This window comes from Candidatus Krumholzibacteriota bacterium (genome assembly GCA_016931295.1).
Classification (GTDB): domain Bacteria; phylum Krumholzibacteriota; class Krumholzibacteriia; order Krumholzibacteriales; family Krumholzibacteriaceae; genus JAFGEZ01.
The window spans coordinates 32,306-57,952 of sequence record JAFGEZ010000029.1 but is presented as its reverse complement, the minus strand read 5'-3'; the positions used below and the strand labels follow the sequence as shown (position 1 = coordinate 57,952).

General features: G+C 68.4%; 25 protein-coding genes. 16 read left to right on the top strand and 9 right to left on the bottom strand.

Annotation, left to right across the window (positions count from 1 at the left end; translation table 11 throughout):
• Window positions 1–57 precede the first annotated feature (57 nt).
• Complete coding sequence (locus JW876_07525; protein ID MBN1885354.1) at window positions 58–402, bottom strand: hypothetical protein; 345 nt, start codon at window positions 400–402, stop codon at window positions 58–60.
• Between the two features lie 6 nt (window positions 403–408).
• On the bottom strand, window positions 409–867 hold the full coding sequence (locus tag JW876_07520; GenBank protein ID MBN1885353.1) for a PTS sugar transporter subunit IIA: 459 nt from the start codon (window positions 865–867) through the stop codon (window positions 409–411).
• A 131-nt stretch (window positions 868–998) separates the two neighbouring features.
• Between JW876_07520 and rsgA the strand changes: the two genes are divergently transcribed.
• Together rsgA and JW876_07510 are read left to right on the top strand one after the other, a co-directional pair.
• Window positions 999–1,928 (top strand): ribosome small subunit-dependent GTPase A, encoded by a 930-nt coding sequence (gene rsgA / locus JW876_07515; GenBank protein ID MBN1885352.1) that lies wholly within the window; start codon window positions 999–1,001, stop codon window positions 1,926–1,928.
• A 137-nt stretch (window positions 1,929–2,065) separates the two neighbouring features.
• A complete protein-coding gene (locus JW876_07510) occupies window positions 2,066–3,163 on the top strand; it encodes a glycosyltransferase family 9 protein (GenBank protein ID MBN1885351.1) in 1,098 nt (365 codons plus the stop codon).
• Here the strand turns inward: JW876_07510 and JW876_07505 are convergent.
• Genes JW876_07505 through JW876_07495 form a run of 3 tightly spaced genes read right to left on the bottom strand, consistent with a single transcriptional unit; the run spans window position 3,160 to window position 6,570 of the window.
• Window positions 3,160–4,932, bottom strand: a complete 1,773-nt coding sequence (locus tag JW876_07505; protein MBN1885350.1) for a serine/threonine protein kinase — start codon at window positions 4,930–4,932, stop codon at window positions 3,160–3,162. The genes JW876_07510 and JW876_07505 overlap by 4 nt on opposite strands.
• A complete protein-coding gene (locus JW876_07500) occupies window positions 4,929–5,657 on the bottom strand; it encodes a metallophosphoesterase family protein (protein MBN1885349.1) in 729 nt (242 codons plus the stop codon). The genes JW876_07505 and JW876_07500 overlap by 4 nt, the downstream gene beginning before the upstream one ends.
• Window positions 5,658–5,661: 4 nt before the next feature.
• Window positions 5,662–6,570 (bottom strand): FHA domain-containing protein, encoded by a 909-nt coding sequence (locus JW876_07495; GenBank protein MBN1885348.1) that lies wholly within the window; start codon window positions 6,568–6,570, stop codon window positions 5,662–5,664.
• Between the two features lie 730 nt (window positions 6,571–7,300).
• Here JW876_07495 and JW876_07490 point away from each other — a divergent pair.
• A complete protein-coding gene (locus JW876_07490; GenBank protein ID MBN1885347.1) occupies window positions 7,301–7,507 on the top strand; it encodes a cold shock domain-containing protein in 207 nt (68 codons plus the stop codon).
• Window positions 7,508–7,607: 100 nt separating this feature from the next.
• Here the strand turns inward: JW876_07490 and JW876_07485 are convergent, their stop codons facing one another.
• Both JW876_07485 and JW876_07480 read right to left on the bottom strand, forming a co-directional pair.
• Complete coding sequence (locus JW876_07485; GenBank protein ID MBN1885346.1) at window positions 7,608–8,918, bottom strand: tetratricopeptide repeat protein; 1,311 nt, start codon at window positions 8,916–8,918, stop codon at window positions 7,608–7,610.
• Window positions 8,915–12,766, bottom strand: coding sequence for a tetratricopeptide repeat protein (locus JW876_07480; protein ID MBN1885345.1), 3,852 nt, complete (start codon window positions 12,764–12,766; stop codon window positions 8,915–8,917). Before JW876_07480 ends, JW876_07485 begins: the two co-directional genes overlap by 4 nt.
• 243 nt (window positions 12,767–13,009) lie before the next feature.
• Here JW876_07480 and JW876_07475 point away from each other — a divergent pair, with 243 nt between their 5' ends.
• From JW876_07475 to JW876_07420, 12 genes are all read left to right on the top strand, one after another.
• Window positions 13,010–13,396, top strand: a complete 387-nt coding sequence (locus JW876_07475) for a 6-carboxytetrahydropterin synthase (GenBank protein MBN1885344.1) — start codon at window positions 13,010–13,012, stop codon at window positions 13,394–13,396.
• Complete coding sequence (gene queC, locus JW876_07470) at window positions 13,383–14,090, top strand: 7-cyano-7-deazaguanine synthase QueC (protein MBN1885343.1); 708 nt, start codon at window positions 13,383–13,385, stop codon at window positions 14,088–14,090. Before JW876_07475 ends, queC begins: the two co-directional genes overlap by 14 nt.
• Window positions 14,087–14,668 (top strand): DUF366 family protein, encoded by a 582-nt coding sequence (locus JW876_07465; GenBank protein ID MBN1885342.1) that lies wholly within the window; start codon window positions 14,087–14,089, stop codon window positions 14,666–14,668. The genes queC and JW876_07465 overlap by 4 nt, the downstream gene beginning before the upstream one ends.
• A gap of 61 nt (window positions 14,669–14,729) precedes the next feature.
• On the top strand, window positions 14,730–15,473 hold the full coding sequence (locus tag JW876_07460; GenBank protein ID MBN1885341.1) for a 7-carboxy-7-deazaguanine synthase QueE: 744 nt from the start codon (window positions 14,730–14,732) through the stop codon (window positions 15,471–15,473).
• A gap of 585 nt (window positions 15,474–16,058) precedes the next feature.
• Window positions 16,059–16,337, top strand: coding sequence for an integration host factor subunit beta (locus JW876_07455; GenBank protein MBN1885340.1), 279 nt, complete (start codon window positions 16,059–16,061; stop codon window positions 16,335–16,337).
• A 100-nt stretch (window positions 16,338–16,437) separates the two neighbouring features.
• Window positions 16,438–17,475: a low-specificity L-threonine aldolase gene (ltaE, locus tag JW876_07450; GenBank protein ID MBN1885339.1), complete on the top strand. Its 1,038-nt coding sequence runs from the start codon at window positions 16,438–16,440 to the stop codon at window positions 17,473–17,475.
• A gap of 37 nt (window positions 17,476–17,512) precedes the next feature.
• Window positions 17,513–18,211, top strand: coding sequence for a 16S rRNA (cytidine(1402)-2'-O)-methyltransferase (gene rsmI, locus JW876_07445; protein MBN1885338.1), 699 nt, complete (start codon window positions 17,513–17,515; stop codon window positions 18,209–18,211).
• Between the two features lie 60 nt (window positions 18,212–18,271).
• Window positions 18,272–18,874 (top strand): CDP-alcohol phosphatidyltransferase family protein, encoded by a 603-nt coding sequence (locus JW876_07440; GenBank protein MBN1885337.1) that lies wholly within the window; start codon window positions 18,272–18,274, stop codon window positions 18,872–18,874.
• A 91-nt stretch (window positions 18,875–18,965) separates the two neighbouring features.
• Window positions 18,966–20,345, top strand: coding sequence for an MATE family efflux transporter (locus JW876_07435; GenBank protein ID MBN1885336.1), 1,380 nt, complete (start codon window positions 18,966–18,968; stop codon window positions 20,343–20,345).
• Window positions 20,346–20,354: 9 nt separating this feature from the next.
• Window positions 20,355–21,005 (top strand): dTMP kinase, encoded by a 651-nt coding sequence (locus JW876_07430; protein ID MBN1885335.1) that lies wholly within the window; start codon window positions 20,355–20,357, stop codon window positions 21,003–21,005.
• A 149-nt stretch (window positions 21,006–21,154) separates the two neighbouring features.
• Window positions 21,155–22,747, top strand: coding sequence for a S41 family peptidase (locus JW876_07425; protein MBN1885334.1), 1,593 nt, complete (start codon window positions 21,155–21,157; stop codon window positions 22,745–22,747).
• Window positions 22,744–23,418, top strand: coding sequence for an HAD-IB family phosphatase (locus tag JW876_07420; GenBank protein MBN1885333.1), 675 nt, complete (start codon window positions 22,744–22,746; stop codon window positions 23,416–23,418). The genes JW876_07425 and JW876_07420 overlap by 4 nt, the downstream gene beginning before the upstream one ends.
• Window positions 23,419–23,425: 7 nt before the next feature.
• Here the strand turns inward: JW876_07420 and JW876_07415 are convergent, their stop codons facing one another.
• Window positions 23,426–23,821 (bottom strand): hypothetical protein, encoded by a 396-nt coding sequence (locus JW876_07415; protein MBN1885332.1) that lies wholly within the window; start codon window positions 23,819–23,821, stop codon window positions 23,426–23,428.
• Entirely contained in the window at window positions 23,808–24,665 is an 858-nt protein-coding gene (locus JW876_07410) for an alpha/beta fold hydrolase (protein MBN1885331.1), read from the bottom strand. The genes JW876_07415 and JW876_07410 overlap by 14 nt, the downstream gene beginning before the upstream one ends.
• 151 nt (window positions 24,666–24,816) lie before the next feature.
• Between JW876_07410 and JW876_07405 the strand changes: the two genes are divergently transcribed.
• Window positions 24,817–25,647, top strand: a complete 831-nt coding sequence (locus tag JW876_07405) for a hypothetical protein (GenBank protein MBN1885330.1) — start codon at window positions 24,817–24,819, stop codon at window positions 25,645–25,647.

Here is a 25,647-nt window from a genome sequence, read left to right as displayed (position 1 = left end):
GGTAAAATTACTTTACCCGAGGTGCGGCGTGAGCGCAAGGAGAATGTGGGAGACAACTCAGGGGATGTAGAGCATCCGGCCGCAGTTCTCGCAGGTCAGCAGTTCGGTGCGGAGGGCGGCGGAGAAGAAGGAGGTGGGCAGCTTGACGAAGCAGCCGAGGCACTTGTCGCCCGTCACGGGCAGGATCGCCACCTTGAAGTGTCCGGCGAGCCGCTCGTACCGGTTGAGCAGCATGGTCGGGATCTTCGCGGCCAGGTCGCTGCGGGCCTGCGTAAGCTCGTCGAGGCCTTCAATCTTGAATCCCATGTTCTCGAATTCCTGCGTGGTCGACGCGTCGTGCATCTCGCGGATCATGATGTCGAGGTCCTGCAGCGCGACGAGGAGGCGGTATTCTTCCTTCAACCCTGGTTACCCTCCGAGGATCTGCGTGAGCGTCTCGAAATCGGTGCAGTCGCAGAGCAGCGAGAGCTTGTCCGGTTTCTGGACGAGGTTGATGAGCTCGCTGAGGATGGCGAGATAGGTGGTCGCGCTCCTGTCCGAGGGCGCCAAAATCAGGAAGAAGACCTGCGTCGGCTTCCCGTCGAGCGATTCGAAGTCGACGCCGCCGGCGGATCGGCCGAAGAGGATGGTGAGTTCCTTGATGGCCAGCGATTTTCCGTGGGGGAATGCGACGCCGTCCCCGAGCCCCGTGCTGCCGAGGCTCTCGCGGTTCTTCAGCATCTCCATGATGAACGCTTCGTCGGAGATGCGACCCGTGCCGGCGAGGTGTTTCACCATCTCCTGAAGAACGGAAAGCTTCTTCTTCGAGCGGAGGTGAAACAGGCAGAGATCGTCTTCAAAGAACGTGATGAGTTTTTCGGCTTCCATATTCGGCATTGCTTTCATGGTCGAGACTATGACTGATATAACAATTTGACATTTTCTTGTAAACGATTTTTTATTACCATGCTCCGGATTTTCGCAATACCCGTAATTACACCTATGTTCGGGGAGGGCGCGTGGCGGACGAAGAAGAGGGTCTCGTCGTCAGGATTCAGGGCGCCGATTACGTCGTCGAGACGGGAATCGGCGAACTGCGGTGCTCGCCGCGGGGGCGTTTCCGCCTCGCCGACGACCCCGAGGAGAGCCTGCCCGTCGTCGGCGATCGCGTCCGCGTCCGCCGCGAGGCGGACGGCGAACGGGCGACCGGCGGTCTCGTCGTCTCGATCGAGCCGCGTCGCACGCGGTTCGTGCGCATGGATCCGGCGAAGCGGCGCCGCTACCGTCTGATCGGGGCGAATCTCGACCGTGTGCTCGTGGTGACGGCGGCGCGCGATCCCGCGTTCAACAGCAGGCTCCTCGACCGGATGCTCGTCGCCGCCGCATGCGGCGGGATGGAGCCGGTCATCGTCGTGAACAAGATCGATCTCGCCCCCGCCGGCGACGGGCCGCCGCCCGCCGTCTACGCGGAAATGGGATACGCCGTCGTTCGCTGCTCGGCCGTCACGGGGGAGGGGATCGAGGAGGTGCGGGCCGTCGTCGAGGAGGGGATCTCGATCCTCGCCGGTCCCTCGGGAAGCGGGAAGACGTCGATCGTCGCGGCGCTCGAGCCGGGGCTGGAGCTGCGCATCGGGGACGTGAGCGACCGGACGGGGAAGGGACGGCACACCACCACCCACTTCGAGCTGCACCGCCTCTCCGGGGGCGGATGGCTCGGCGACTCGCCCGGCATCCGCGAATTCGGCATCTGGGGCGTCTCGCAACAGACGCTCGACGAATACTTCCGTGATTTCGAGATCCATCGCGACTCGTGCCGGTTCTCCCCCTGCACGCACAGCCACGAACCGGGCTGCGCCGTCAAGGAGGCGGTCGCGTCGAAGACGATCGCCGCGGAGCGGTACGACAGCTATCTGCGGATCCTCGAGACGCTGCCGGAACGTCTCGCCTGACGAAGAGGAGGGCGGCCGGGGAGGCCGCCCTGAGGTAAGGAGGGACTAACGGTGGGTTGCATGATCCGCTCTCAGTTGTTGGTACGCCGAAACGGCCGAAGAGTTTCATTTTTTTTCCATGTTCCCGGGCGGTGCGGGTGAACACCAGGAAACTGGAGAAGCGTGGCAAGATCGCTCTCGCACGCCTGCTCGCCCCCTTCGCCGGCGCGAGGCCGGTGCCCGCATCGGCGATCGATCAGCTCGACGTGCGCCGGCTGCTCCTCATCCGGCAGCACAACCAGATGGGCGACATGCTCCTCGCCGGCCCCGTCTTCCGCGGCCTGCGCCGACGGTTTCCCGGCGCGCGGATCTCCCTCCTCGCTGCGCCGATCAACACCGACGTCATGCTGAACAACCCCTGGGTCGACGAGGTGTTCGTCTACGCGAAGAAGGCCGGTCACCGCAATCCATTCGCGCTCGCCGGGTTCGTCCGCGAGCTCCGGCGCCGGCAATTCGACGTGGCGATCGTCCTCGGGTCGGTCTCCTTCTCGGTCACGAGCATGCTTCTCGCCGCGGCGAGCGGGGCGCGCGTGCGGATCGGCGTGACGAGCGCCCCCTTCGGGCACGATCTCTCCTCGCGCTACTACAATGTCGAGCTGCCCGTCGCCCCGGAAAACGAGCCCATGCACGAGAGCGAGCGCAATCTCTTCTCCCTCCGGGCGATCGGCGTCGACGAGACGGATCTCTCCCCGCTGCTCGTGCCGACGGCGGCGGAGGAGGCGTCCGCGGCCGCGTTCGTCGGGGAACGGCTCGGCGATTCCCCCTTCGTCGTGATCCACCCGGGCGCGGGAAAGCGGCGGAACATCTGGCCGCCCGAGCGGTTCGCCGCGGTCGCGACCCGCCTGGGCGAGACGCGCGGCCTCGGCGTGGTTGCCGTGAGCGGACCGGTGGACGCGCCGGTCCTCGCGCGGCTCCTCGCGGCGGGGATCGCGCCTGCGGCGACGGTGGAACGGCCGCCGGTGGGCTTTCTCGGCGCATTGATGCGCCGCGCGGCCCTCGTGCTGTGCAACGACACCGGCGTGATGCACGTCGCCGGGGCGGTGGGGGCGCGATGCGTGGCGGTGTTCGGGCCGACCGACCCGTCGCGGTGGAAGCCGGCCGTCGACTCGGTCGTGGCGGTGCGCGGTCCGGACGGCACGGTGGACAGCGTGACCGTGGGGATGGTGGTTGACGCGGTGGAGAAGATCCTCGGCTAGTTTCTCGCCGGCACGAGCTGGATGCGCAGCTGCATCGTCTCGTCGGGGGCAACGAAGACGCCCTGAGACCACGTGCCGAATCCCGCCTTCTTCAACTCGACCTTGTGCGCGCCGGCGGGGAGGACGAGGAATCCGGCGAGGGGCGTCGTCCCCTCGAGGACGTCGTCCACGTAGACCTGCACGCCGGGAAGGGTCGAGAGGGCGATTCGCCCCGTGATTTGCTCGAGGTCGATCCGGCGACGCGACAGCTCGCCGCGCGTCACGAGGATCCTTTCCCGGTACTCGCGGAATCCCTCGGTCCGGCAGACGAGCTCGTGCTCGCCGGCGGGGATCTCGACCGGTCCGACGCCTCGTCCCCGCGCGATGATCTCCCCGTCGACGATGATCGCGGCCGCCTCGTCGAGGACGATCTCGAGAAGCCCAGCGGCCGGCGCCTGCTCCGCCGCGGGCTCCGCGGGGGGCTCGTTCGCCGCCGGCTCCGCCTCCAACTCCTCCGCCGGGGGCGGGCCGTCGATCTTCCCGGAAAGACCGGCGTCCGGCTTCTCGACGTTCTTGCCGGCCGCCGGCGCCGCGGGCCGCGCGGTCGTCGTGTCGGGCGTGTCGGCGCCGCCGCCGGTCGTGTCGCCGGGCGGCGGATCGGCCGGAATGAACGCCGTGCCCGCCGACGGGAAGGCCTCCGGTCCGGCGATGAGGAGGTTCGGCGCCGCCTCGCCGGGATCGGGGGCCCGGAGGGCCGCGACGCGCTCGCGCAGCGTCGCCAGCCGCCCGGGATCGCTCCACAGGAGGTAGGCGCCGGCGAGGGCGAGGCAGGCGGCAATGGCCGCCGGCGCGAACCGCCCGCGTTTCCGGCGGGGACGTTTCTTCGGTCGGGCCGGGCGGATACGGTCGGACTGGGGCTCGCGCCACCCCGTCACGAGCCGGCGAAGCCGGTCACGCGAGCCGACGAGCTGTTCGGGGCCGAGTGCCGTCTCGATCGCGCGCGCCATCTCGAGGGCCGTCCGGTAGCGCCGGCCCGGTTCCCGCTCGAGGGCCTTCATGACGACCTCCTCGGCGGCAGAACCGATCGCCGCGACGATCCCCGAGGGACGGCGGGGCGTTTCGCCCGTGATGTTCGAGATGACGGCGGCGTAGTTCTCCGCGAGGAACGGCTGCACGCCGGTCATCATCTCGTAGAGGACGGTGCCCAGCGAGAAGATGTCGCTGCGGCCGTCGATGTTGTCGCCGATCGCCTGTTCGGGCGACATGTACAGCGGCGTGCCGAGCATCGTGGAGGCGACGGTCTGGCGGATCTGCGCCTGGTGGAGCTTCGCCAGCCCGAAGTCGGTGATCTTGACGGCGCCGTCGTTCGATACCATGATGTTGGCCGGCTTGACGTCGCGGTGGATGATGCCGCGCTGGTGCGCGTGGTCGAGGCCGAGACAGATCTCGCGGGCCAGGAGCAGCGCGAGATCGGGATCGATCGGGCCGTGCCGCTCGATGATCTCGCCGAGGTTCCGCCCCTCGATGAAATCCATCACGATGTAGTATTCGCCGTGGGTCGATCCGAAATCGATGATCCGGACGATGTTCTCGTGGTCGAGGCTCGCCGCCGCCTTCGCCTCCATCTCGAACCGGTGCGTGAACTGCGCGTCGCCGGTGAGATGCGGGTGGAGCCGCTTGACCACGACCGGGCGGTCGAGGGAGGTCTGGATGGCCTTGTAGATGACGGCCGTCCCGCCCGAGGCGATCGTGCCGAGGATACGATAGTTCCGCTGCTCGTTGCCGTTCATCGCGCCGCCGCCAGTCTCGAGGCCAGTGATTCCGGCAGCCCCGACGTCCGGATCCGGTTCTGCGCCGATCCGACGTCGTAGGCGACCCGGCGGATCGAGATCCGCCCCTTCTTCGTGTCGACCAGCGCGAAACAGGCCGCCGCGTTCCCGTCGCGGGGCTGTCCGACGCTGCCGACGTTCACCAGGTACCGCGCGCCCGGCTTCGCCTGGACGACGTTGTTGCCGACGACGGCGCATTCGCCGTCCGGCCGCCGGGCGATGATGCCGGGGACGTGCGTGTGCCCGACGAATACGAATCGTTCGGCCGAGGCGTCGAGCGCCTCCCGCGCCTGCCCGACGGTGCTGATGTAGGGCCAGTCGAGCGGGGCGACGGGTGAGGCGTGCGCGAAGAGACACCGGTCGTGCCGCCGGATCGGATCGAACCGCTCGATCGCCGCGCGGTGGGGAGGATCGAGACGCCGCGTCGTCCAGCCGATCGCCTCGCGGGCCGTGAGCGAGAAGGACTCGACGCTCTGGATGCCGACGGCGGCGAGATCGTGGTTGCCGGCGACGCGGATGTCGGCCGTCTCGTCGACGATCTCGACGCAGCGCGCCGGGTCGGCCCCGTAGCCGACCACGTCGCCGAGCGAGACGACGATGTCGGGGCGCAGCGAGTCGATCTCCTCGACGATGCGCTCGAGGGCCTGGACGTTGCCGTGGATGTCGGAGAAGACCAGGTATCGCATCCCGTCACCTCTTGAAGACGAATTCGTCGGCGCCGATCGAGATCAGGTCCTCCTCGTCGAGGACCTTGTTGTCGGTCTCCTCGCCGTTGACGCTGACTTTCCGCCGCGACGAGAGGCGGTTCAGCACCCAGTCGCCCCCGTTGCGCGTGATCTCCGCCGCCAGGCGCGGCGACAGCAGGCCGCCCACCCGGATGTCCGCGTCGGCGCTTTTCCCGATGACCAGCCGGTCCTTGCCGAGCACGTGCTCCTCGTGCGTGTCGCGCCGGTAGAGCCGGGGCGCCGGGGCGTCGAGGGGAAAGCTCACCGAGAACTCGCCGCGGGACCGTTCCGCCGGGCGGTCGTGGAAACAGGGCACGATCATCGTCCGGTCGAGTTCCTCGAGCGGGTTCTCCTCGCCCGTCGACCTCTGGAAGAGGATGTCGTACTTCCCGATCCGGATGACGTCGCCGTCGGCGACCGGCGCGCGCTCGATGGGCTCGCCGTTCAGCGAGGTGCCGTTCCGGCTTCCGAGATCGCAGACGACGTAGCCGCTCCGCGTGGAGCGGATGACGGCATGCCTGCGCGACACGCCGAGGTTGTCGATGACGATGTCGTTCTCCGGCAGCCGGCCGATCGAGATCTCCCGCCCGGTGACCGTGTAGGTCTTGAGCGGACGGTTCTTCAGGCGGACGACGAGACGCGGCGGCTGGAGGAGGAAGAGGGAGGAGACGGATCCCTCGTATCCCTCGGGCACCGGGCGGGCGTCCTCTGCGTGGGTGACCACGAGATCGTTGAAGAGCCGTATCTCGAGCGGACGGTGGGTCGAGAGCGTGTAGACGCGGACGAGGAAATCCTCGCGCGGATTCCCCTCGCGCAACCTGGCGTCGACGCGGTCGACGAAGCACGAGCCGCCGCCCCGGCCGTAGCGGTACATCACGAGCGTCCCCGGCCGCGACGCGGTGAGCAGGGCGCCGGCGCTTTCGGCCTCGGCGCGGTCGAGGAGCTCCTCGAGATCGACGAGCGAGGAGCTGACCTTGAGTTCGGGGCTCTTCTGCAGGTAGACGAGGAGCGAGTGGTAGAGGAGAAGGCTCGTCCCGTAGACGACGATGCGCGGGAACTGCGTCCGGCGGAGCGTCGTGAAGAAATCCCGGATCGTGATTCCCGCGAAGCGGTCCCCTCCGTTCGCGCCGGTCCAGTAGATCTGGCCCTCGCGGAGGAAGGCGAGCAGCTGCGTCTCGGCGCTGAAGACCTCGACAACGAGCGGCGTCGTCGCGCTCGTCTCGAGGAAACGGCGGAGCACGGCGTCGAAGGCGGCGGGATCGAAGTCCCGCGGCTCGAGCAGCACGCGGTCATATGATATCTGCAGCCGTTGCATCGAATTCCGTTTCCCGGTCGGATGGTGACACCCGGGCATTCGCAAAAACGGTGCCAACCCGCGCGATTCCGGCTGCATCTGTAACTTGTCTGTTTTCAATGGCATTTCTGTTGATTTTCCCGGGGCGACGTGATACAATCGGTAATCGGCCCTGAAAGTGGTAAGATTCCGGCGTCCTTTCCGGTGTCCGCGTCTTCCGTTTTTCCAGCGGCCACAGCGGTGGGGATGGGTACGGTCTCGCGGCCGCGCGATCCCTGTTGTATCGTACCGTTCCGATAGGAGGTCACACGTGGGGGCGACCGGTCAGGTCAAGTGGTTCAACGAGAACAAGGGTTACGGCTTCATCAAGCAGGAAGCCGACGGGCAGGACATCTTCGTGCACTATTCGGACATCCAGGGGGAAGGGTTCCGCACCCTGAGCGAGGGCGACAACGTGGAGTTCGAGGTCGAGCAGGGGGAAAAGGGACTCCATGCGCGGAAGGTGAAACGGGTCTAGCGAACGCGACACATATCGCTGTGACGGACACGGGGGAAGCGACGCTCGCGCTTCCCCCGTTCCGTATGCGGCGTGGACCGGTCGCGGCCGCGCGACGTGTTCAGTCGCGCCTCGATTCGGCGTGGAAACGCTTCAGGTTGCGTTTCGCCTTCTCGTTGGACGGGTCGATCTCGACGGCCTTCGCCCACGCGTCGATCGCCTCGTCGAGCCGGTCGAGCTTGTAGAGAGCGTTCCCGAGATTCGTGTAGGCCGAGCTGTTGTCCCTGCTCCGCCCGATCGCCTCGTTGTACATCTCGATCGCCTCGGTGTAGGAGCCGAGGCGGTAGAAGACGTACCCGAGGTTGTTGTAGGTCGCGGCGAGGTCGGGATTCAGCTCGAGGGCCTTCCGGAAGGCCTCGGTCGCCTTCTCCTCGTCGCCCATCTCGGTGTAGGTGAGGCCGAGGTTGTTGTGGGCCTCGGTGAAGCCGGCATCGATTTCGAGCGCCGCCTCGAAAAGCTCGAGGGCTTTCTCGTACTGGCCGTTGTGGTAGGCCATCACGCCGGCGTTGTTGAGGCGCTTGGCCTCGGCCGCCTGGCGGCGCTGCTCCTCCTCGAGGAGCGTCTTCCGCTGGTTCTCGACCATCTCGACGATCTCGCCGTGGTTTTCCGAGAGATCGCGGACGATCCGCTCGTTGTCGCCGAGACCCTTCTCCAGCGCGTCGAGATTCTTGTCGAGCACGCCCTTCCATTCGGAGACCTCGCGGCGGAAGCTCTCCATCTTGTCGTCGCTGGACTCGATCCGCCCCTCGAGCTCCTCGGTCTTCTCGGCGAGCGTGTCGGTGATGCTCTCGATGATCAGCTTGTTGTCCTCGGCGATCGTGCCGATGAGGTCGCCGACGGCGCCGAGCCGGCGTTCGATATCGCCGCTCAGCTCCTCGCGCATCTCCTTCCAGCGCTCCTCCATCTCCTTGAAGAGGCCGATGATGTCGCCGGTGCTCGTCTTCTGGAATTCGTACGCCTTGTCGATGTCCGCGCGGACCTCCTCGATCCCGGCACGCACCTCGTTGTCGTTCGTTTCGCCGGCGACGGCCTCCATCATCGCCTCAAAGCGGCAGGCGCCGTTCTCGTCGTCGTGGAAGCGGCACATCGCGCCGAGGCAGGCCACCTCGCCGCGGAAGGACTTGGCGATGAACCGCACCGGGGTGTCGTTCGTTCCGTCGGCCGTCTCTTCCTCGTCGACGGCCGGCTCTTCCCCGGCGTCGTCGATATCGGTGTCGGGGTTGAGGAAGATGTCATCCTCCGCGGCCTCCTCCCCGTCGGCGATGGTCTCGGGCGCCGCCTCGAGATCCCCGGCGTCCGCCTCGCGGACGAGCAGTTCGCGCGCGGACTCCTCGAGTATGGAGGCCTGCGTGATCAACGGACAGATTCTCATGACCGATCCTCGCTTTCCGCCGCGACGGGTTCGAGCGCACCCGTCTTTTCAAGTACTGCCGCATCATCCGTCATCTCTATCGTCTTCGCGTAGTTCCTGCCGGCCCGCTCGACGGCGTCGAGCCAGTCGCCGCGCAGGGCGGCGATCCTGCCGAAGGCCGAGGCGGCCCGCAGCCAGTCGCCGATCCGTTCGCTCGCCGCTCCCTCGATGTAGAGGAGCTCGGCGTCGATGTCGTCGCCGCGCCGCTCCCGCCTGTCCGCCGCGCCGACAGCGGCGAGCGCGAGAAGCGGCCGGTCCAGGGAGAGGTACGCGCGCGCGAGGATCGCGGCGCGGACGCCTCCCTCGAGAGAAGCCGCCGCGGCGATCTCCATCGCCGCCTCCGCTTCGCCGCAATCGACGGCGAGGCGCGCGAGGCGCGCCGATTCGTCGGCGGACAGTTCGGCGAGTCGGCCGACGCAGCCGTCGATCTCCCGGCGGCGCCGGGCGGTCGAGGACCGCTCGATGCGTTTGAGCACACCGGCACGGTCGGGCGCGTTCCCGAGGACCGCGCGGAAGATGTCGGCGGCGCGTTCGCCGCGGCCGGCCGCCTCGAGCATCTCGGCGAGCTCGATCTCGATTTCGAGGGCGTTTTCCTTTCCGAGAATGTCGATCCCGCGGCGCATGAAGGCCTCGGCCTCGTCGATCTTCCCGGCTCTGGCGAGGAGCTGTCCGCCGAACGGGAAGTGGGCGGGCTCGGGCGCCGCGTCGACGAGCGCCTCGAGCCGCCGGAAGATCTCCTTCGCCTCGCAGCCCCGCGCGGCGCCGGGGGCGGAGAGGAGGGCGAAGGCCGGTTCGTGGCGCCCGCCGGCGATGAGGGCGTCGGCGCGCAGCAGGCGCCGTTCGCCGTCGATCGTCTCCGGCCACGAGGCCGCGTCGAGACCGGCGAGGACGCGTTCCCAGCATCCGGTGTCGATGTCGAGGGCGCGCCTGAATGCCTTGATCGCCCCGCCGTGGTCGCCGCGGCGGGCGAGAAGCCGTCCCCACGGCACGATGAAGCGCGGGTCGCCGCCGAGCGCGTCGAGGAACGGAGCGACCGCTTCCCCGATCGCCTCGGGCGGTTCGTTCTCGAGCTCGAGCAGGCGCAACGCCGGCGCCAGCGATCCCTCGACGTCGCCGCCGCGCAGGCGGATCGTCGCGAGCAGCCGGTTGGCCGCGATATGATCGGGCATGACGCCGAGCAGCTCGTCGAGGATCCCGGCCGCGGGGCGGTCGAGATCGCCGCCGTCGCCGGCGAGACGCTCGAGGATCGCCACGGCCTCGTCGGGGCGTTTCTCGATCACGCGGTTTCTCGCGAAGAGAAGCGCGAGCCGGGTGTCGTCCGGCGCGCGGCCGGTCGCCGCGGCGAGATCGGCGCCGAGGGCGGCCATCTCGCCGGCCGGCCCGTTCTGCGCCGCCGCGAAGAGCCTGCGCGCGTCGTCGCTCCTCCCGTCGTTCAGCGCGATCGTGCCGAGGAGCCGCGAGAGCGTCCACGGTTCGACGCTCCGCGGGAGCGCCGCTTCGAGACGCTCGCGGATCGTCGTCCGGAAGGCGCCCGAAACGGCGAGGCATCGTTCGAAGGAGCCGACGGCCTGTTTCTCGTCGCCCATCCGCAGCAGGCAGTCGCCGAGGAGGAAGGACGCCTCCGCGTTCTCCGGCTCGCGCTCGATGACGCGCCCAAGCTCCGTCTCGACCGCCCGCAGGTCGGCGTCGGGGGCCGTCAAGGCCAGCGCGATGCAGCGGAGGCCGTCCCTGCTGTCGCCGTCGCCGCTCGAGAGGCGCGCGCCGTAGATGTGGAGCGCCGCCGCGTCCGGTTCGGGAAGCGAGGCGACCGCGCGGCGGAGCGTCTCGCGCGCGAGATCGTCGTGCCCCATCCGTACGGCCGCGGCGAGCATCTCTTCCCAGAGGCCGCGTTCGGTCGGATTCGCCTCGACCAGGGCGTTGAAACGGTCGAGGACGTCGCGGATCTGTCCGGGATCGAGCTCGAGCGTCCGGCACAGGTGGCGCGCCGCCTGGACCGGCCTGTCGTCGTCGAGATGCAGGTGGTAGAGGGCGAGGTGCAGGGTCGGGTTGCCGTCGAAGCGGGCGAGCGCCTCCTCGTAGATGGCGAGGAGATCGAAGCGGAAGGCCGCGCTCCGAAGCATGATGCCGTCGAATTCGAGGACGGCCCGCTCGACCGCGCCGCTCTCGAGGTGCGCACGCGCCTGGAGGATGCGCAGGGGAAGCGCGAGATCCAGGTCGCCGAGCCCGTCGACGAGGGAAACCGCGCCGGGCCAGCGTCCGGGCCCGTCGGCCGCCGCGGCGATCGCTTCGGCGAGGGCCTCCTGGTCGCCGCCCGCCCGGATGTACTCGCGCACCCAGGGAAGCGCCTCGTCAGGCGTGCCGCCGCGGATCGCGGCCTGGACCGCGGCCGAGACGGTGTCGATGTTGACGCCGCAGTGCGTCAGGATCGCCCCGGTGATCTTCATCAGGTCGTCGTTGTCCGCCGATCCCCGCTCCTCCATCTCGCGGGCGATCCGTTCGGCTTCCGCCGCGTCGCCGCGCATCGCGCAGAGTTCCGCCTCGAGAAGACGCAGCGCCGGATCGTCTGACGACGCGGTCGCCTCGTCGACCATGCCGCCGAGCGCGTCGAGCTGCGAGCGGTCCAGCTCGAAAGAGCGCCGCACGGCCGCGGTGGCCGCCTCCCAGGCTCCGTCATGGAGATGGATGCGGGCGATGAGCCGCTGCGCCGGGCCGGTGAGAAGGATCTCCTCGCGTTCCCCGATCCACCGGAGGATTGCCTCGCCGCACGACCGGTCGCGCAGGTAGCAGCGCTCGAACGCGTCGACGATCCCGGCGACCAGGCCGATGCGCGCGGCCGTTTCGGCGAAGAGCATGACGACGGCGATCGTCGCGTCGAAACGGGCCGCGAGCAGCTCGAGCCGCCGGGCGGCCGTCTCGGCGCGGCCGACCCGGCCGGTGAGAAGCCGGTGGATCTCCCCGTCCGGCGGCGCATCGTCGGCGGCCTCGACGAAGCGCCGGATCGTCTCCACGCCCGCCGCCGTCTCGCCGAGACGCACGAGCGTCTCGCCAAGGAGCAGATCGTGCGCGGGAGAGGGCGAGGGATGCCCCTCCAGCACCTTCCGGAGCCGGTCGAGCGGCGGATCGTCGAGCTCGAGGCACTGGAAGAACCGGGTTTCGGCCTTTTCGGGATGCTCGAGGATGATCGAGGCGAGGCCGATGTGGAATTTCGTTTCCGCGTCGTCTGGGATCTCGCGTTCGAGATCGACGAGGATCTCCCCGACGGCGTGCGCGATCTCGGGCGCCTTCGGCAGGACGCTCCCCAGGGCGGCCGCCGCCTCGGCGTGGCGGCCGGTCTCGAGGAGACAGAGTCCCAGGAGGAGCGCGGCGTCCGTCGAGCCGGGAGACCGGCCCTGGCCGTTCTCCTCGAGCGAGCGTTTTCTCGTCCGGGCCCGTTTCGCCAGGTCGTCGGGCAGCGGGGCGGGGGCGCGGCGCAGCAGGTCGCGCACCGCGTCGATCTCGCGACCGCGGACGAGCACCTCGAGGAGGAACCACGCGAGCGCGGGATTCCAGGTGTGCAGGCAGGTTTCGCGCGTGAGATCGAGCAGGTTGCCCTTCTCCCGCGGATGGTGGCGCATCACCGACTTGAGCAGGCGGGTCGCCTCGTTGAAATCCTCCGTCTCGAAACAGAGCTGCACCGCCTCGACGGCGAGATCGTAGTCGTCGGGCCATTTCCTGAGCCCCTCGACCGCCCGCTGGCGGGCCCGCGCGAGGTCGCCCTTCTCGCGGTCCTGGTAGACCTTGCGAAGCACCTTCTCCTGAGTTTCGAACACGTCGTCTCCCCGATTCCCGATGTCGATTGTCGAATGATCGCCCGGTTGAGCACGCGGACACCGGAAAACGAGCGAAATGCATACCATACGGGCGATCATTTTCGGCGAGCCTTTAACCGTTGCATTTCCGGGCACTTGGATGTACAGTGGCCCCGTCCGGACGCGCCGGTGTCACGGCGCCGGTTGCATTATGCATAACTCGCGTGCGACGGCGGGTTTACCGGAAAAGGGGGATGGAGGGCCATGGGCGCGCGCTATACCGTCTCGACGGAGATCGGGTTCTCCGCCTCGCATTCCCTCTCGCACCACGAAGGGGACTGCCGGCGGCTGCACGGCCACAACTGGATCGTGCGCGTCAGCTACGAGTTCGAGCGTCTCGACGACGCCGGCCTCACCGTCGATTTCCTCGTACTCCGCAGGCAACTCGAGGCGGCGATCCTGCCGCGGTTCGACCACCGCCACCTCAACGACATGCCTCCCTTCGAGGGCGTCGATCCGACCTCCGAGCGGATCGCCGCGGAGATTTACCGGGTCCTGAACGAGGAGGCCGTCTTCGATCGCGGCCGTCTCGTCGAGGTCGAACTGTGGGAGACCCCGGTCGACATGGTGCGATACCGTGAAGAGGGCTGAGCGGGGCAATCGGGGCGCGCTCGCGCTCGTCTCGGGCGGTCTCGACTCGACCGTCTCGCTCGCCCTCGCCGTGGAGCGCGGGATCGCGGCGGCCGTCCTCTTCTTCGACTACGGCCAGAAGGCGCGTCGCGCCGAACTGTCGGCCGCGCGGCGCCTCGCCGCGCACTACGCACTCCCCTTCGAGCTGATCGACCTGCCATGGCTCGGGCGACTCTCCGCCTCGGCGCTCGTCGAGGGGGGCGCGCCCCTGCCCCATCCCGCCGCGCCGGACCTCGACGACCCGATGAGCGGGGCGTCGCGGGCCGTCTGGGTCGAGAACCGGAACGGGATCATGCTGAACGCCGCCGCCGCGGTCGCCGCGGCCCGCGGCCTCGAAACGATCATCGTCGGATTCAACCGCGAGGAGGCGGCGGCCTTCCCCGACAACGGCCCCGCCTTTCTCGACGCGGTCAACGCCTCCCTCGCGCTGGGGGTCCGGTGCAACCTAACCGTGGCGAGCCCGACGATCGCGATGGACAAGGGGGAGATCGTTTGCGAGGGGGTGCGGCTCGGCGTGCCCTGGGAGATCGTCTGGAGCTGCTACGACGGGGAGGACGAGATGTGCGGCGTTTGCGAATCCTGCCGCCGGCTCCTGCGCGCCGTCGAGGGGACGCCGGCGGCCGGCCGCGTCCGTTTCCGGAAGGAGTCGCGATGAAGAACACAACCTGGCGACTCGTCGAGACGGCCGTGCTCGACGAGGGCATCGACTACGACGGCACGCAGTTGCGCAGCCACTTCGTGCGCGCCCGCGGCGGGATCGCCGGCGACGGTGTCGTCGCCTTCTTCGGCGCCTGCGAGGTGTCCGGCGAGCAACTCGTCGATCTCGAGGACCGCGAGGCGGGCGACCGGATCGTCGCGAAACGGATGCTCCACTTCATCGGCGAGCACTTCGGCGCTCCACTGCGCGAGGTCGACTGGCGACTGCTTCTCTTCGCTCAGATCCTGCGGGACCGGATCGAGGAGCTCGCCCCGGGTGTCCGGCTCCGGCGGGATGGGGACGACCTCTTCCTCGGGGAGCGCAAGCTCACCGTCGCGATCGCCACGGCAACGCCGACGTCCTGCGTGTTCCACCTCGGGGTGAACGTCGATCCGGCGGGCGCGCCGGTGTCGGCCGTCGGACTGGCCGAACTGGGCGTCGACCCGCCGGCGCTCGCCCGTCTCGTCCTGGGTCGCTACGCCGCCGAGTGCGAGCGGGTGGAGGCGGCCATGCGCAAGGTCAGGGGAACGTCGTGACGCGCGCGCCGTTTCGCGCGACGAGCGACGGCCGGTGGCCGCGCGCGGAAGGGCGGCGGCCGTGACGACGCCCGCGACGGCATACGTGGCCGAGCTCTTCCGTTCGGTGCAGGGCGAGGGCCCGTGGGTGGGGGCGCTCCAGGTGTTTTTGCGTCTGGCGGGCTGCCGACGGCGGTGCCCCTACTGCGACACGAACCGGTTCCGCCATCGGCCGGACGCCGCGATCATCCGCGGGCCGCGGGGCGAGAAGCGTTTCCCGAATCCCGTCGCCATGCAGCGGGTGCGTCTCGCCGTCGACGAGCTCGTCGCGGCGACACCCGGGCTCCACTCGCTCAGCGTCACCGGCGGCGAGCCGCTCGAGCAGCCCGATTTCCTCGTTCCCTTCCTCGAGGATTTCCGGGAGACGGGCGTGCCGGTCTATCTCGAGACGAACGGGCTCGAGGAGGAGGCGGCGCGTTGCGCGGCGCCCCTCGTCGACATCGTCTCTCTCGACATCAAGCTTCCCGGCCTCTCGGGCGAGTTCGGCGCCTTCGAGACGTACGAGCGCGTCCTGCCGCTCTTCCGCGGGCGCGGACTCTTCTGCAAGATCGTGGTAACGGCGGGGTTCGACGCGGCGGAGTTCATCGAGGCGGTCTGCCTCGTCGCGCGTGCGGGGGAGGAGATCCCCGTCATCGTGCAGCCCGCTTCACCGCCCGGCACGTCGCCCGACGCGGAGACGCTGATGCGCTCGGTTCTCGCCGCCGGCCGGTATTGCCGGCAGGTGCGTCTCATCCCCCAGTGCCACAAGCTCCTCGATCTGCCGTAGCGGTCGCCGGAGCGCTCCGGGGGTATATGCGGAACGGAACGCGCAGGACGCGTTCCGTTCTGGAGGGGGCAAAGAAAAGCGCAGCGAGATGATGCGATGCAGGGTCGGGTTCGTGAAGGCGGCGACCACCTCGCTGCACCACGACACAACAGCAAGGGGTGTACCATGTCGGGGGCGCTCCGTGCCGGAAATACCGAAACGCCGCGCCCGGCGCGGTGTTTTGCATGATCGCCAGGTCCGGGGCCTCTTCCCCGGGATTCCTCATGATTCCTCGTCGCGCCCTCGCCTGATCCGGGCCGATACCCCCGAAACAGGCGGGTTTGCAACGTTCGAGACGCGTTCCGCAATCAGCCGCCGAGGCGCGTGGGGGTATCCGCTCACAACCCGCGTGCCCCGCCGGGGCGTTCGACCGCGGTTTCCGCGACGCCCCGTCGCGACGCCCCGCCGCGGCCCCGGAGGGACCCGCGAAAAGGAGGAGAAAATTCCCTTGACAGTCCTCGGGCCGTTCCGTTAGTAACTTGTTATAACCGGTACAGTTCGCGGGACAGGAATTGTGATCCTGCTGATATTAAGGAGGAAGGTCCGATGACAAAGGCCGAGATCGTCGAGAACATCGCCAGCAGGACAGGGTTGACGAAAAAGGAAGTCGCGGAGGCGGTCGACAAGTTCCTCGCCTGCATCTCCAACGGGCTGGCCGAGGGCAAGCATTACGAGATCCGCGGCTTCGGGACGTTCAAGGTGAAGGAGCGCAAGGCCCGGATGGCGCGCAACCCGCGCACCGGCGAACCCGTTCCCGTGCCCGACCGCAAGGTCCCCGTCTTCAAGGTCTCCAGGGAGCTCAAGGAGCTCGTGGCCCAGTCGTAGACGGCTCTTCCGCCGTACACTTGCACACGTCGTTGCAGGATATCCGTTTGTCCGGACGCCGGCCCGGCAGTCTTTTCCGTTCCACGAAAGGCGACGTCTCATGCCCGCACCGATCGTCGATCTGAGAAGCGACACCGTCACCCGCCCCGGCCCCGGTATGCGCGAGGCGATCTCCTCCGCCGTCGTCGGCGACGACGTCCTCGGGGACGATCCCACGGTCCGCAGGCTCGAGGCGCACATGACCGCCCTCTTCGGGATGGAGGCGGCCGTCTACGTGCCGAGCGGCACGATGGCGAACCTGCTCGCGCTCCTCGCGCAGACGCGCCCCGGCGACGAGATCGTCGTCGACCGCAACTGCCACATCTTCAACTACGAAGCGGGGGGCGCCGCGACGATCGGCGGTCTCCAGATCTACACGACCGACGGCGCGGGCGGGCGGCTGCCCCTCGACGAGCTTCCCGGCGCGGTGCGCCCGGACAACATACACCACCCGCGGACCTCGCTCGTCGCGATCGAGAACACGCACAACCGGGCGGGCGGGACGGTCTATCCCCTCGACGAGGTCGAGGCGGTCTCGACCTTCGCGCGCGAGCGCGGCCTCCGGCTCCATCTCGACGGGGCGCGCCTGGCGAACGCCGTCGTGGCGACGGGAATCCCCTTCGAAACGTGGACCTCGCTCGTCGACTCGGTCAATTTCTGCTTCTCCAAGGGGCTCGGGGCGCCGGTCGGCTCCGTTCTCTGCGCCGACGCCGCGACGATCAGCTCGGCGCGGCGGTGGCGGAAACGCCTCGGCGGCGGCATGCGGCAGGCGGGCATCCTGGCCGCGGCCTGCCTGCTTGCGATGGAGCGCAACGTCGAGCGGCTCGCCGAGGACCACGAGCGGGCGAAACGGATCGGGGAGATCGTCGAGAAGAGCCCGCTGGCGCAGCTGCGCAACCCGGTGGAAACGAACATGGTGATTCTCGAATCGATCGACGGTTCCCTCGATGTCGCGGCGCTGCGTGCCGAGCTCGAGCGGGCGGGCATCCTCGCGCTCGACATCGGGCACGGCGCGATGCGGATGGTCACGCATCTCGACATCGATGACGGGGGGATCGCGCGCGTCGAGGAGGTGCTGCCGCCGCTGCTCGGCCTCTAGCCCCGCCGGGCAGGGCCCGCTGCGCCGGTCGTCCGCCATGAAGACCTACTCCTTCTATCTCGTCGCCACTCCCATCGGCAACCTCGACGATCTGTCCGCCCGGGCCGTCGAGACACTCCGGTTCGTCGATCTCGTGCTCGCCGAGGACACGCGGATGGCGCGCCGCCTGCTCTCGAGGCACGGCGTCGGAACGCCGACGAGCGCCTACCACGACCACAACAAGGAGAGGGTCACTCCCGGGATCGTCGCCCGGCTCGCCGCGGGCGAGCGGATGGCCCTCGTCTCCGACGCCGGCACGCCGACCGTCTCCGACCCCGGCTTCTACCTCGTGCGGGCCCTGATCGAGGCCGGGATCGATTTCACGGCGATTCCCGGTGCGAGCGCGGCGCTCGACGCCCTCGTCCTCTCGGGGCTTCCGCCCGACCGGTTCACCTTCCGCGGATACCTGCCACGGAAATCGGGCCGGCTCGAGCAAACGATCGCCGAGGCCCGGGACGATCCGGGCACGACGATCTTCTTCGAGAGCCCCCACCGGCTCCTCGCCACGCTCGAGGTCATGGACCGCGTGCTCGGAGACCGGCCCGTCGCCGTGGCCCGGGAATTGACCAAGCTCCACGAGGAGGTGGCGCGCGGGACGGCGGCCGAACTGCTCGCGCGGTTCCGCCTTTCGGGGGTCCGCGGCGAGATCACGCTGGTCGTCGCGGGGGCGGGCCGACGCCGCCGCGGAACGGCTTGACAGGGAATGCGACGGGATTCATAATACGTTACCGTTTCACGAAAGAACAGGAAGGTAGACGTGGCGACGAAATCCGAGATCAGGGACCGCTTGCGGGGATTGCTCGATCCCGTCGTGGCGACGCTTTCGTATTTCAACGCGACGCCGACGGGCGTCACGCTGTTCGGCATCGCCTTGAGCCTCGTCGGCGCCGTGGTCGTCGCCCGGGGCTCGCTCAGGTGGGGAGCGGTCATCCTGATCGTCTCCGGCCTCTGCGACACGGTGGACGGCTCGCTTGCCCGGCGGATGGGCACCTCCTCCACCTTCGGCGCCTTCATCGATTCCACCGGCGACCGTCTCACCGAGATGGCCTACTTCGGCGCGCTCATCTTTTATTTCATGGGGGAGGGCGCGGGCGCGCATCTCATCGTCTTCTTCCTGCTCGTCGCGCTGGCGGGCTCGTTCCTGACGAGCTACACGCGGGCCCGGGCCGAGGGCCTCGGCCTCGAGTGCACGGTGGGGCTTCTCGAGCGGCCCGAGCGGGTGGCGATCCTCCTCGGCGGCCTGCTTTTCGGGCGTACGCTGCTGGTGGTCGTCGTGGTCTTCCTCGCGATATCGACCGTGTACACCTCCGTCCAGCGCGTCATGCACGTCAGGCGCCTGACGATCGACAGGAACTCCTGAGCGCGTCCGGCGGTCCCTGCCCGCCGCGCCCGGGAGGGGCGAAGGCGGAGACCGGCCGGTCGTCCGCCGTCGCGGGTCGGGCCCGCATGACATGAAGAACAGGAACAGCCTCGTTTCCATTCTCAAGACCTCCGTGCCGATCGTGGTCGACCTGGCCGCGCAGATCGTCATGTGGACGATCGAGATAACCTTCATGGGCCGGATCGGCGCCGGCGTGATGATGCGTTGCTACCCGGGAGCGGGCGCCCGCGCGGTCGACGCCGTCACCGCCGTCGGCTCGATCGTCAACATCATCCTCTGGACCTTCACGGTCCTTTTGATCTTCATCTTCGGCGCGTCGATCGTCATCAACCGGCTGGTCGGCGAGGGGCGGCGTGAGGACGCGAACCACTTCCTCGGGCAGTCGCTCTTCACCACCGCCATCGTCGCGATCGGCATCGCCGCGCTCTGGGGCTTCCTCTCGCCCTTCATCTTCCGGACGCTGCTGGGGACGACCCCCGCCGTGACGGCGGTCGCCGCCGACTACCTGCGGACGATCGCCTGGTTCGCCCCCTTCATCATCATGAACCTCGTCGCCATCGGGATCGTGCGGGGAGCGGGGGACACGCACCTGTCGATGATCGTCTCCCTGCTCGTCAACGGGATCCATCTCGTCCTCGCCTTCGTGCTGATCTTCGGCATCGGGCCCCTGCCGGCGCTCGGCCCCCGTGGGTCGGCGATCGCCGCGGGGATCGGGCACACGGCCGGGTGCGTCTTCACCTACAGCGTCATCCTCCGGGGGCGGAGCCTTTTGACCTTCCGATGGAAGGATTTCCGCTACGCGCGGCGGAAGAGCATCTTCCACATCCTGCGCACGGGCACGCCGATCACCCTCGAGCAGCTCGCCTGGATGACCGGCATCATCGTCGTCATGGGATACACCAACCGTCTCGGCGCGGTGGAGGCGAGCGCGCACCAGATCATCCTCACCTTCCAGCGGCTCTTCTCGATCCTCTACCAGGCGTTCGCCATCGGCGCCCTCACGCTCGTCGGGCGGTGCTACGGGGCGAACGACCACGACCACGCGAGGCACACGACGCGCACGTTCTTCTGGCTCGTCGGCGGCGTCGTCCTCTTCATCGCCGCGGTGATCTTCCTCCGCGCCCGCTACTTCATCCTGCTCTTCACGAGCGACCCGGAGGTCGTCGAGCTCGGCGCGCGGGTGCTGCAGATCGCCGCCTTCGTGCAGATACCGAAGGCCCTGTCCTTCATCTACTCCTACAGCCTCCGCGGCGTCGGCGAGAACCGCTACCCGATGTACCTCGCCTTCGCGGGGGTCCTCTTCTTCGAGATGGTGCTCGGGTTCAACCTGGCCTTCACCGCCGGACTGTCGCTCATGGGCGTCTGGATCGCCGCCGGCGCTGACGAGATCTTCAAGGTGAGCCTCGCCTTCCGCCGGTTCCAGCGGCGCATCGGCGAGCTCACCGCCTGAGAGGTCGCCATGGAAGCGAGATTCGTCACCTTCGAGGGGGTCGAGGGCTCCGGGAAATCGACGGTCGCCCGCCTCGTCCTCGAGCGGTTGGGCCGGGCCGGCGTCGAGGCGATCCTCACGCGCGAGCCGGGGGGCAATCCCGTCTCCGAGGCGATCCGCCGCGTCCTGCTCGATCCGGGCAACGAGGAGATCTCGCCGCAGACCGAGCTTCTGCTCTACATCGCCGCGCGCGCGCAGATCGTCGACGAGGTGATCCGGCCGTCGCTCGCGGCGGGCAGGTGGGTGCTCTGCGACCGGTTCATGGACGCCTCGGTCGCCTACCAGGGATGGGCGCGCGGCATCGGCGAGGAGCGTGTCGCCGAGCTCAACGCCTTCGCGGTCGGCGCAACGGTTCCCTCGGTCACCTACCTGTTCGATCTTCCCGTGGAGGAGGGGTTCCGGCGCGGGCCGGAGCGCCGCGAGGCGGCGGGGGAAGGAGCCCCCGACCGGCTCGAGCGGGAAAGCCGCTTTTTCCACGAGCGGGTCCGCGAGGGATACCTGCGGATCGCCTCGCGCGAGCCGGGGCGCGTCGTCGTCGTCGACGCCGCGGCGCCCCTACACGAGGTCGTCGGCCGCGTCCTGGGGAACCTTCGGGAGCGTTTCGGCGTACACGTCGAGTAGGGGGAAGGGGGGATTCCCTTTGGCGCCCCCCTCGCCCGACCGCTATATTGGCATTGTCGGCTGAACGTCCCTTGTGCCGGGTCGACCGGCACGATTCATGATAACGCCCGAGCGGGGGCGGGGCGCACACCGGTCCGGAGGTCCGAATCGTGAAGTTCAACAAGAGAGTCGTCATTCTGGTCGCCCTGCTGGTCCTCGTGGCGGCCGGCTCCTTCTACGTCTGGGCCGAGGAGCGCGACAAGGCCGCGCAGGAAGCCGTGTTCGAGGATCTCGAGCGTTTCAGCGAGGTCCTGCAGAGCATCCTCGACCTCTACGTCGAGGAGATGGACTCCGAGGAGATGATCGACGCCGCGATCGACGGGATGATGCGCGAGCTCGATCCCCATTCGGTCTACCTCGACAAGCACCAGTACGAGAACCTGATGATCGACACGCGCGGCGAGTTCGGCGGCCTGGGCATCACGATCGTCGTCCGCGACGAGTACCCGACGGTCATCTCGCCGATCGAGGGCACCCCGGCCTGGCGCGTCGGCATCCAGGGGGGCGACCGCATCGTCGGGATCGAGGGGGAGACGACCCGCGGCTGGACCTCCGAGGACGCGGTGGAGAAGCTCCGCGGGAGCCCCGGCACGCAGGTGCGCATCGCCGTCTCGCGCGAGGGCCTCGACGAGAATCTCGATTTCACGATCACGCGCGAGATCATCCGCGTGCCGAGCATCTCCTATTACCAGATGCTCGACGACCGGGTCGGATACATCCGCATCGCGCGGTTTGCCGAGAAGACGGCGCGCGATCTCCACGGGATCCTCCTCGGGTTCGAGGAGCAGGGGCTCGACGGGCTCATCCTCGACCTGCGCTCGAATCCCGGCGGGCTGCTCAACGCGGCGCGCGACGTCTCCGACCTCTTCCTCGGCAAGGACAAGCTGATCGTCTACACGGAAAGCCGCATCCCGAGCCACAACCAGAAGTTCTACTCGAACGGCAAGAACACGCACAGCGGCTACCCGGTCGTCGTGCTCGTGAACGGCGCGAGCGCCTCCGCCTCGGAGATCGTCGCCGGGGCGCTGCAGGACTGGGACAAGGCCGTCATCGTCGGGCAGACGACATTCGGCAAGGGCTCCGTCCAGACGGTCATCCGGATCGGCGAGGATTCGGCGCTCAAGCTGACCACCCAGAAGTACTACACGCCGAGCCACCGGTGCATCCACAACGACCGCAACGATCGCGACGAGGAGGCGGCGGAGGCGAAGCCGGACTCGACGGAGACGACCGAGCGCGAGAAGTACTACACCAACGGCGGACGCGTGGTGTACGGCGGCGGCGGGATCACCCCCGACTGGGAGATCGATCTCCCCGAGTTCACCGATCTCCAGCTCAAGCTCGAGCGGAACAACTCCTTCTTCTCCTTCGCGGTCCATTACACGGTCGACCACGAGGTCGACGAGAGCTTCGTCGTCGACACGGCGGTCCTCGACCTCTTCCGGGCCTTCCTCGACGAGAAGAAGGTGGAGATCGACGAGGCCGCGTGGAACGAGGAGGAGAACCTCGATTACGTGAAGCTCGCCGTCAAGCGCGAGATCTTCCGCAAGGAGCTCGGCACGAAGGGCGCCTACATCGCGACCCTTCCCGAGGACCAGGAGATCCTCAGCGTCCTCGAGATGTTCCGCGCCGCTCCGACGCTCGATCGCATGTTCGCCTACGTGGAGGAGCAGCAGAAGCTCGCGAAGTCGGAGGAGCAGTGAACCGCAAGGTCGCCATCGCCTGCGATTTCGACGGCACCATCGCCAGTCGGGACGTCGGCCACTGCTTCTTCGAGCGGTACGTGCCCGACGCGGCGGCGCGCGACGAGTTGCTCGAGCGCTGGATGATGGGGCTCGTGTCCTCCCGAGAATGCCTCGACAGCGAGATCGCCTGGGTGCAAGCCGACGCCGGCGATCTCGACCGCTTCGCCGACGGCGAGGCCCTCGATCCCTTCTTCGGCGATTTCGTCGATTTCTGCAACCGCCGCCGGTACGAGTTCGTCGTGTTGAGCGACGGGCTCGACCGCTACATCGACCGGATGCTGATGAACGCCGCCCTCGGTTATCTCCATGTCCGCTCGAACCACCTCGTCGTCGACGACGGCCGCCTCGCGGGGATCGAGTATCCCTGGTACGACCGCCTCGACTGCACGATGTGCGCGAACTGCAAGCGGTTTCACGTGGAGCAACTCTCGGGGAAGGGGTTCTTCGTCGTCTACGTGGGCAACGGCTACAGCGATCGCTGCCCCGCGGCCTTCGCCGACCTCGTTCTGGCGAAGGGGGAACTCCTCGAACACTGCGAGCAGGAGGGGATCGCGTCGGTGCCCTGGCGGAACTTCCGCGACGTCGAGCGGGAGCTGACCAACCGTCTCGTCCTCGCCGGCGACGACTGATTCCGGCCTATCCGCCGTCCTGCTCCTGCGCGGCCCGCCGCTCGCGCTCCTCGTTGAAGGCATCGGTGTACAACCGGCTCACGTCCCCGATGAAATCGAAGATCTCCATCCGGGTCACCTCGTCTTGCGCGTTCAGCGAACGCATCCGGTCCGTCACGTCGGTGAGGTCGTTCCGCGTGACGTACCCGCCTTCCCAGGCGCTCCAGAACTTGTCGAGCGTGTAGCGGAGCTCCTCGGTGTAGCGGTCCCGGTAGTCGGGAGGGATCCGTTCGACGAGCCGCTCGCCTTCGGCGAGGTAGATCTTCCGCGCGACGTCCCCGCGGTTCGCGAACAGAATGACGATGAGAACGACGATCGCCGCCGCGACGACGGCGACGAGAACGATGCGTCTACCGGGATTCACGATCGCTCCTTTCGGTGTCGGCGAGATGGCGCGACAGCCAGTTGCGCGTGAGGCCGGCGGCGGTCTCGAGCGGCGCCGGCGGGCGGTCCATCGGGTGCGTCGTGCCGAACGCGTGCCCGCAGCCGGGGACGACCTCGAGCTCGATCGTACTCCCGACGCGGCCGTCGAGCAAGGCCTTCGTCTCCCGGAGGGTCACCGTGGCGTCCTGTTCGCCGTGGACGAGCAGCTGCGGCGCCTCGAGACGCGCGGCCCGTTCGGCGAGCGGGGGCTCGAGCCAGTGCCGGGCGATATCCTCGTAGTAGGCGTAGGAGAGGGAGAGGGGTTCGTCGGCGCGCGGGTCGCGGAAGACCAGGCGGCCCTCCTCCTTCCACAGGCGCTTGCGGCGTTCGGTGTAGCGGTCGAGCGTGGAGGGGGTCGCCCAGGTGACGAGGGCGCGGACCTCCGGGTGGTCGGCTGCGGCGATCATCGCCACGGCGCCGCCGCGGCTGTGGCCCACGAGCCCCGCGGCGCCGGGTCGGACCGGCACGGAAAGACCCCCGTCCCGCGCGAACCCGAGGATCCGGTGGAGGTCCTCGACCTCGTCCGAGACGGTGTTGCGGGCGAATTCGTCGGGGCGCAGGATGCGGCCGGTCTCCTCGTCGACCCCGCAGAGGCCGAAGCTCGGCGTGACCACGTGGAATCCCGCGTCGGCGATCCGCTCGGAGAGCCAGGGAAAGAAGCCCCAGCGCTTGTAGCCGAGAAAGCCGTGGAGGACCACGACCACCGGCCGGGGCTCGTTCGGCCGCCGGGTGCGCAGGTCGGCCCGCAGTGGGCGTTTGCCCTCGATCGTCATCTCCCGAAGCATTACGCCGGGTCGTCCTTCCGTCGTTCAGGCCGCGGCTTGCCGGGCACACCGGTTAATCTACGATGCCGGGACGGCCGAGTCAACCGGACGGGCGGCTTGCATCGGCGGTCCCGCTCGCGTATCATGTGCGAAACGCAACCGGAGGTCGTCAGTGAAACGCCGTATCATCGTCTCGATCGTCATCACGCTCGTCATGGTCTTTCTCGCCCGCTACCTCTCGGCGAACCGCCCGCGCGATCTCGCCGGATCGGCGGCGGACGTGACGATCCGCCACACCACCGTCGTCGACCAGGAGGGGCCGGGAGAGCCCGAGCTCGTGCTCGACGTGGCCGGGGAGCCCTCCGCCCCGCCGCTCGTCCTCTATCGCCCGCGCGGCGCGGAGCGCATCGACGGAATCAGGATGACCGCGGCCGGAAACGGACGGTACGTCGCCCGCCTCCCGGCCCTGCCCCGCGGAAAGCGCATGGAGTACGCCTTCGTCGTCGGGACGCCCGACGGCGAGGAGATACGCATGCCCGCCGGCGGGGGATTCCTCTCGATCAAGTACGAGGGGATCTACTCGACGACCGTTCTCGTGCTGCACATGATCTTCATGTTCGCCGCCTTCTTCACCATGGCGATGTGCCTGCTCGGCGCCCTCGCCGTCCTGCGCGGCACCGAGGGGAAGAACTTCACCGTGGTGATGAGCCGGTGGGTGATGTTTTTCACCTTCGTCGGGGGATGGCCGCTCGGCATGATCCTCAACCAGCAGGCGTACGGCGTTGCCTGGGAGGGATTCCCCTTCGGTTGGGACGTGACGGACAACAAGACGCAGATCATGCTCGTCTGCTGGATACTGACGATCCTGCTCGCCCGCGGGAGCTTCTTCGGCCGGGGCGAGCGGAGCGACCCGGTCTCCCCGCGCGTGTTCGCCGCGGCGGTGGTCGCCGCCTTCGTCATCAGCATGGGCCTCTTCCTCGTGCCGCACAGCCTGTCGCTGTGA

Bases quoted from the DNA above. Each gene is read 5' to 3' on its own strand.
- JW876_07465 (MBN1885342.1), top strand. From the start codon at position 14,087: ATGAAGAACACAACCTGGCGACTCGTCGAGACGGCCGTGCTCGACGAG.
- JW876_07475 (MBN1885344.1), top strand. From the start codon at position 13,010: ATGGGCGCGCGCTATACCGTCTCGACGGAGATCGGGTTCTCCGCCTCG.
- JW876_07455 (MBN1885340.1), top strand. From the start codon at position 16,059: ATGACAAAGGCCGAGATCGTCGAGAACATCGCCAGCAGGACAGGGTTG.
- JW876_07520 (MBN1885353.1), bottom strand. From the start codon at position 867: ATGGAAGCCGAAAAACTCATCACGTTCTTTGAAGACGATCTCTGCCTG.
- ltaE (MBN1885339.1), top strand. From the start codon at position 16,438: ATGCCCGCACCGATCGTCGATCTGAGAAGCGACACCGTCACCCGCCCC.
- JW876_07410 (MBN1885331.1), bottom strand. From the start codon at position 24,665: ATGCTTCGGGAGATGACGATCGAGGGCAAACGCCCACTGCGGGCCGAC.
- JW876_07505 (MBN1885350.1), bottom strand. From the start codon at position 4,932: ATGAACGGCAACGAGCAGCGGAACTATCGTATCCTCGGCACGATCGCC.
- JW876_07430 (MBN1885335.1), top strand. From the start codon at position 20,355: ATGGAAGCGAGATTCGTCACCTTCGAGGGGGTCGAGGGCTCCGGGAAA.
- JW876_07500 (MBN1885349.1), bottom strand. From the start codon at position 5,657: ATGCGATACCTGGTCTTCTCCGACATCCACGGCAACGTCCAGGCCCTC.
- JW876_07485 (MBN1885346.1), bottom strand. From the start codon at position 8,918: ATGAGAATCTGTCCGTTGATCACGCAGGCCTCCATACTCGAGGAGTCC.
- JW876_07435 (MBN1885336.1), top strand. From the start codon at position 18,966: ATGAAGAACAGGAACAGCCTCGTTTCCATTCTCAAGACCTCCGTGCCG.
- rsmI (MBN1885338.1), top strand. From the start codon at position 17,513: ATGAAGACCTACTCCTTCTATCTCGTCGCCACTCCCATCGGCAACCTC.
- JW876_07495 (MBN1885348.1), bottom strand. From the start codon at position 6,570: ATGTACCGCTACGGCCGGGGCGGCGGCTCGTGCTTCGTCGACCGCGTC.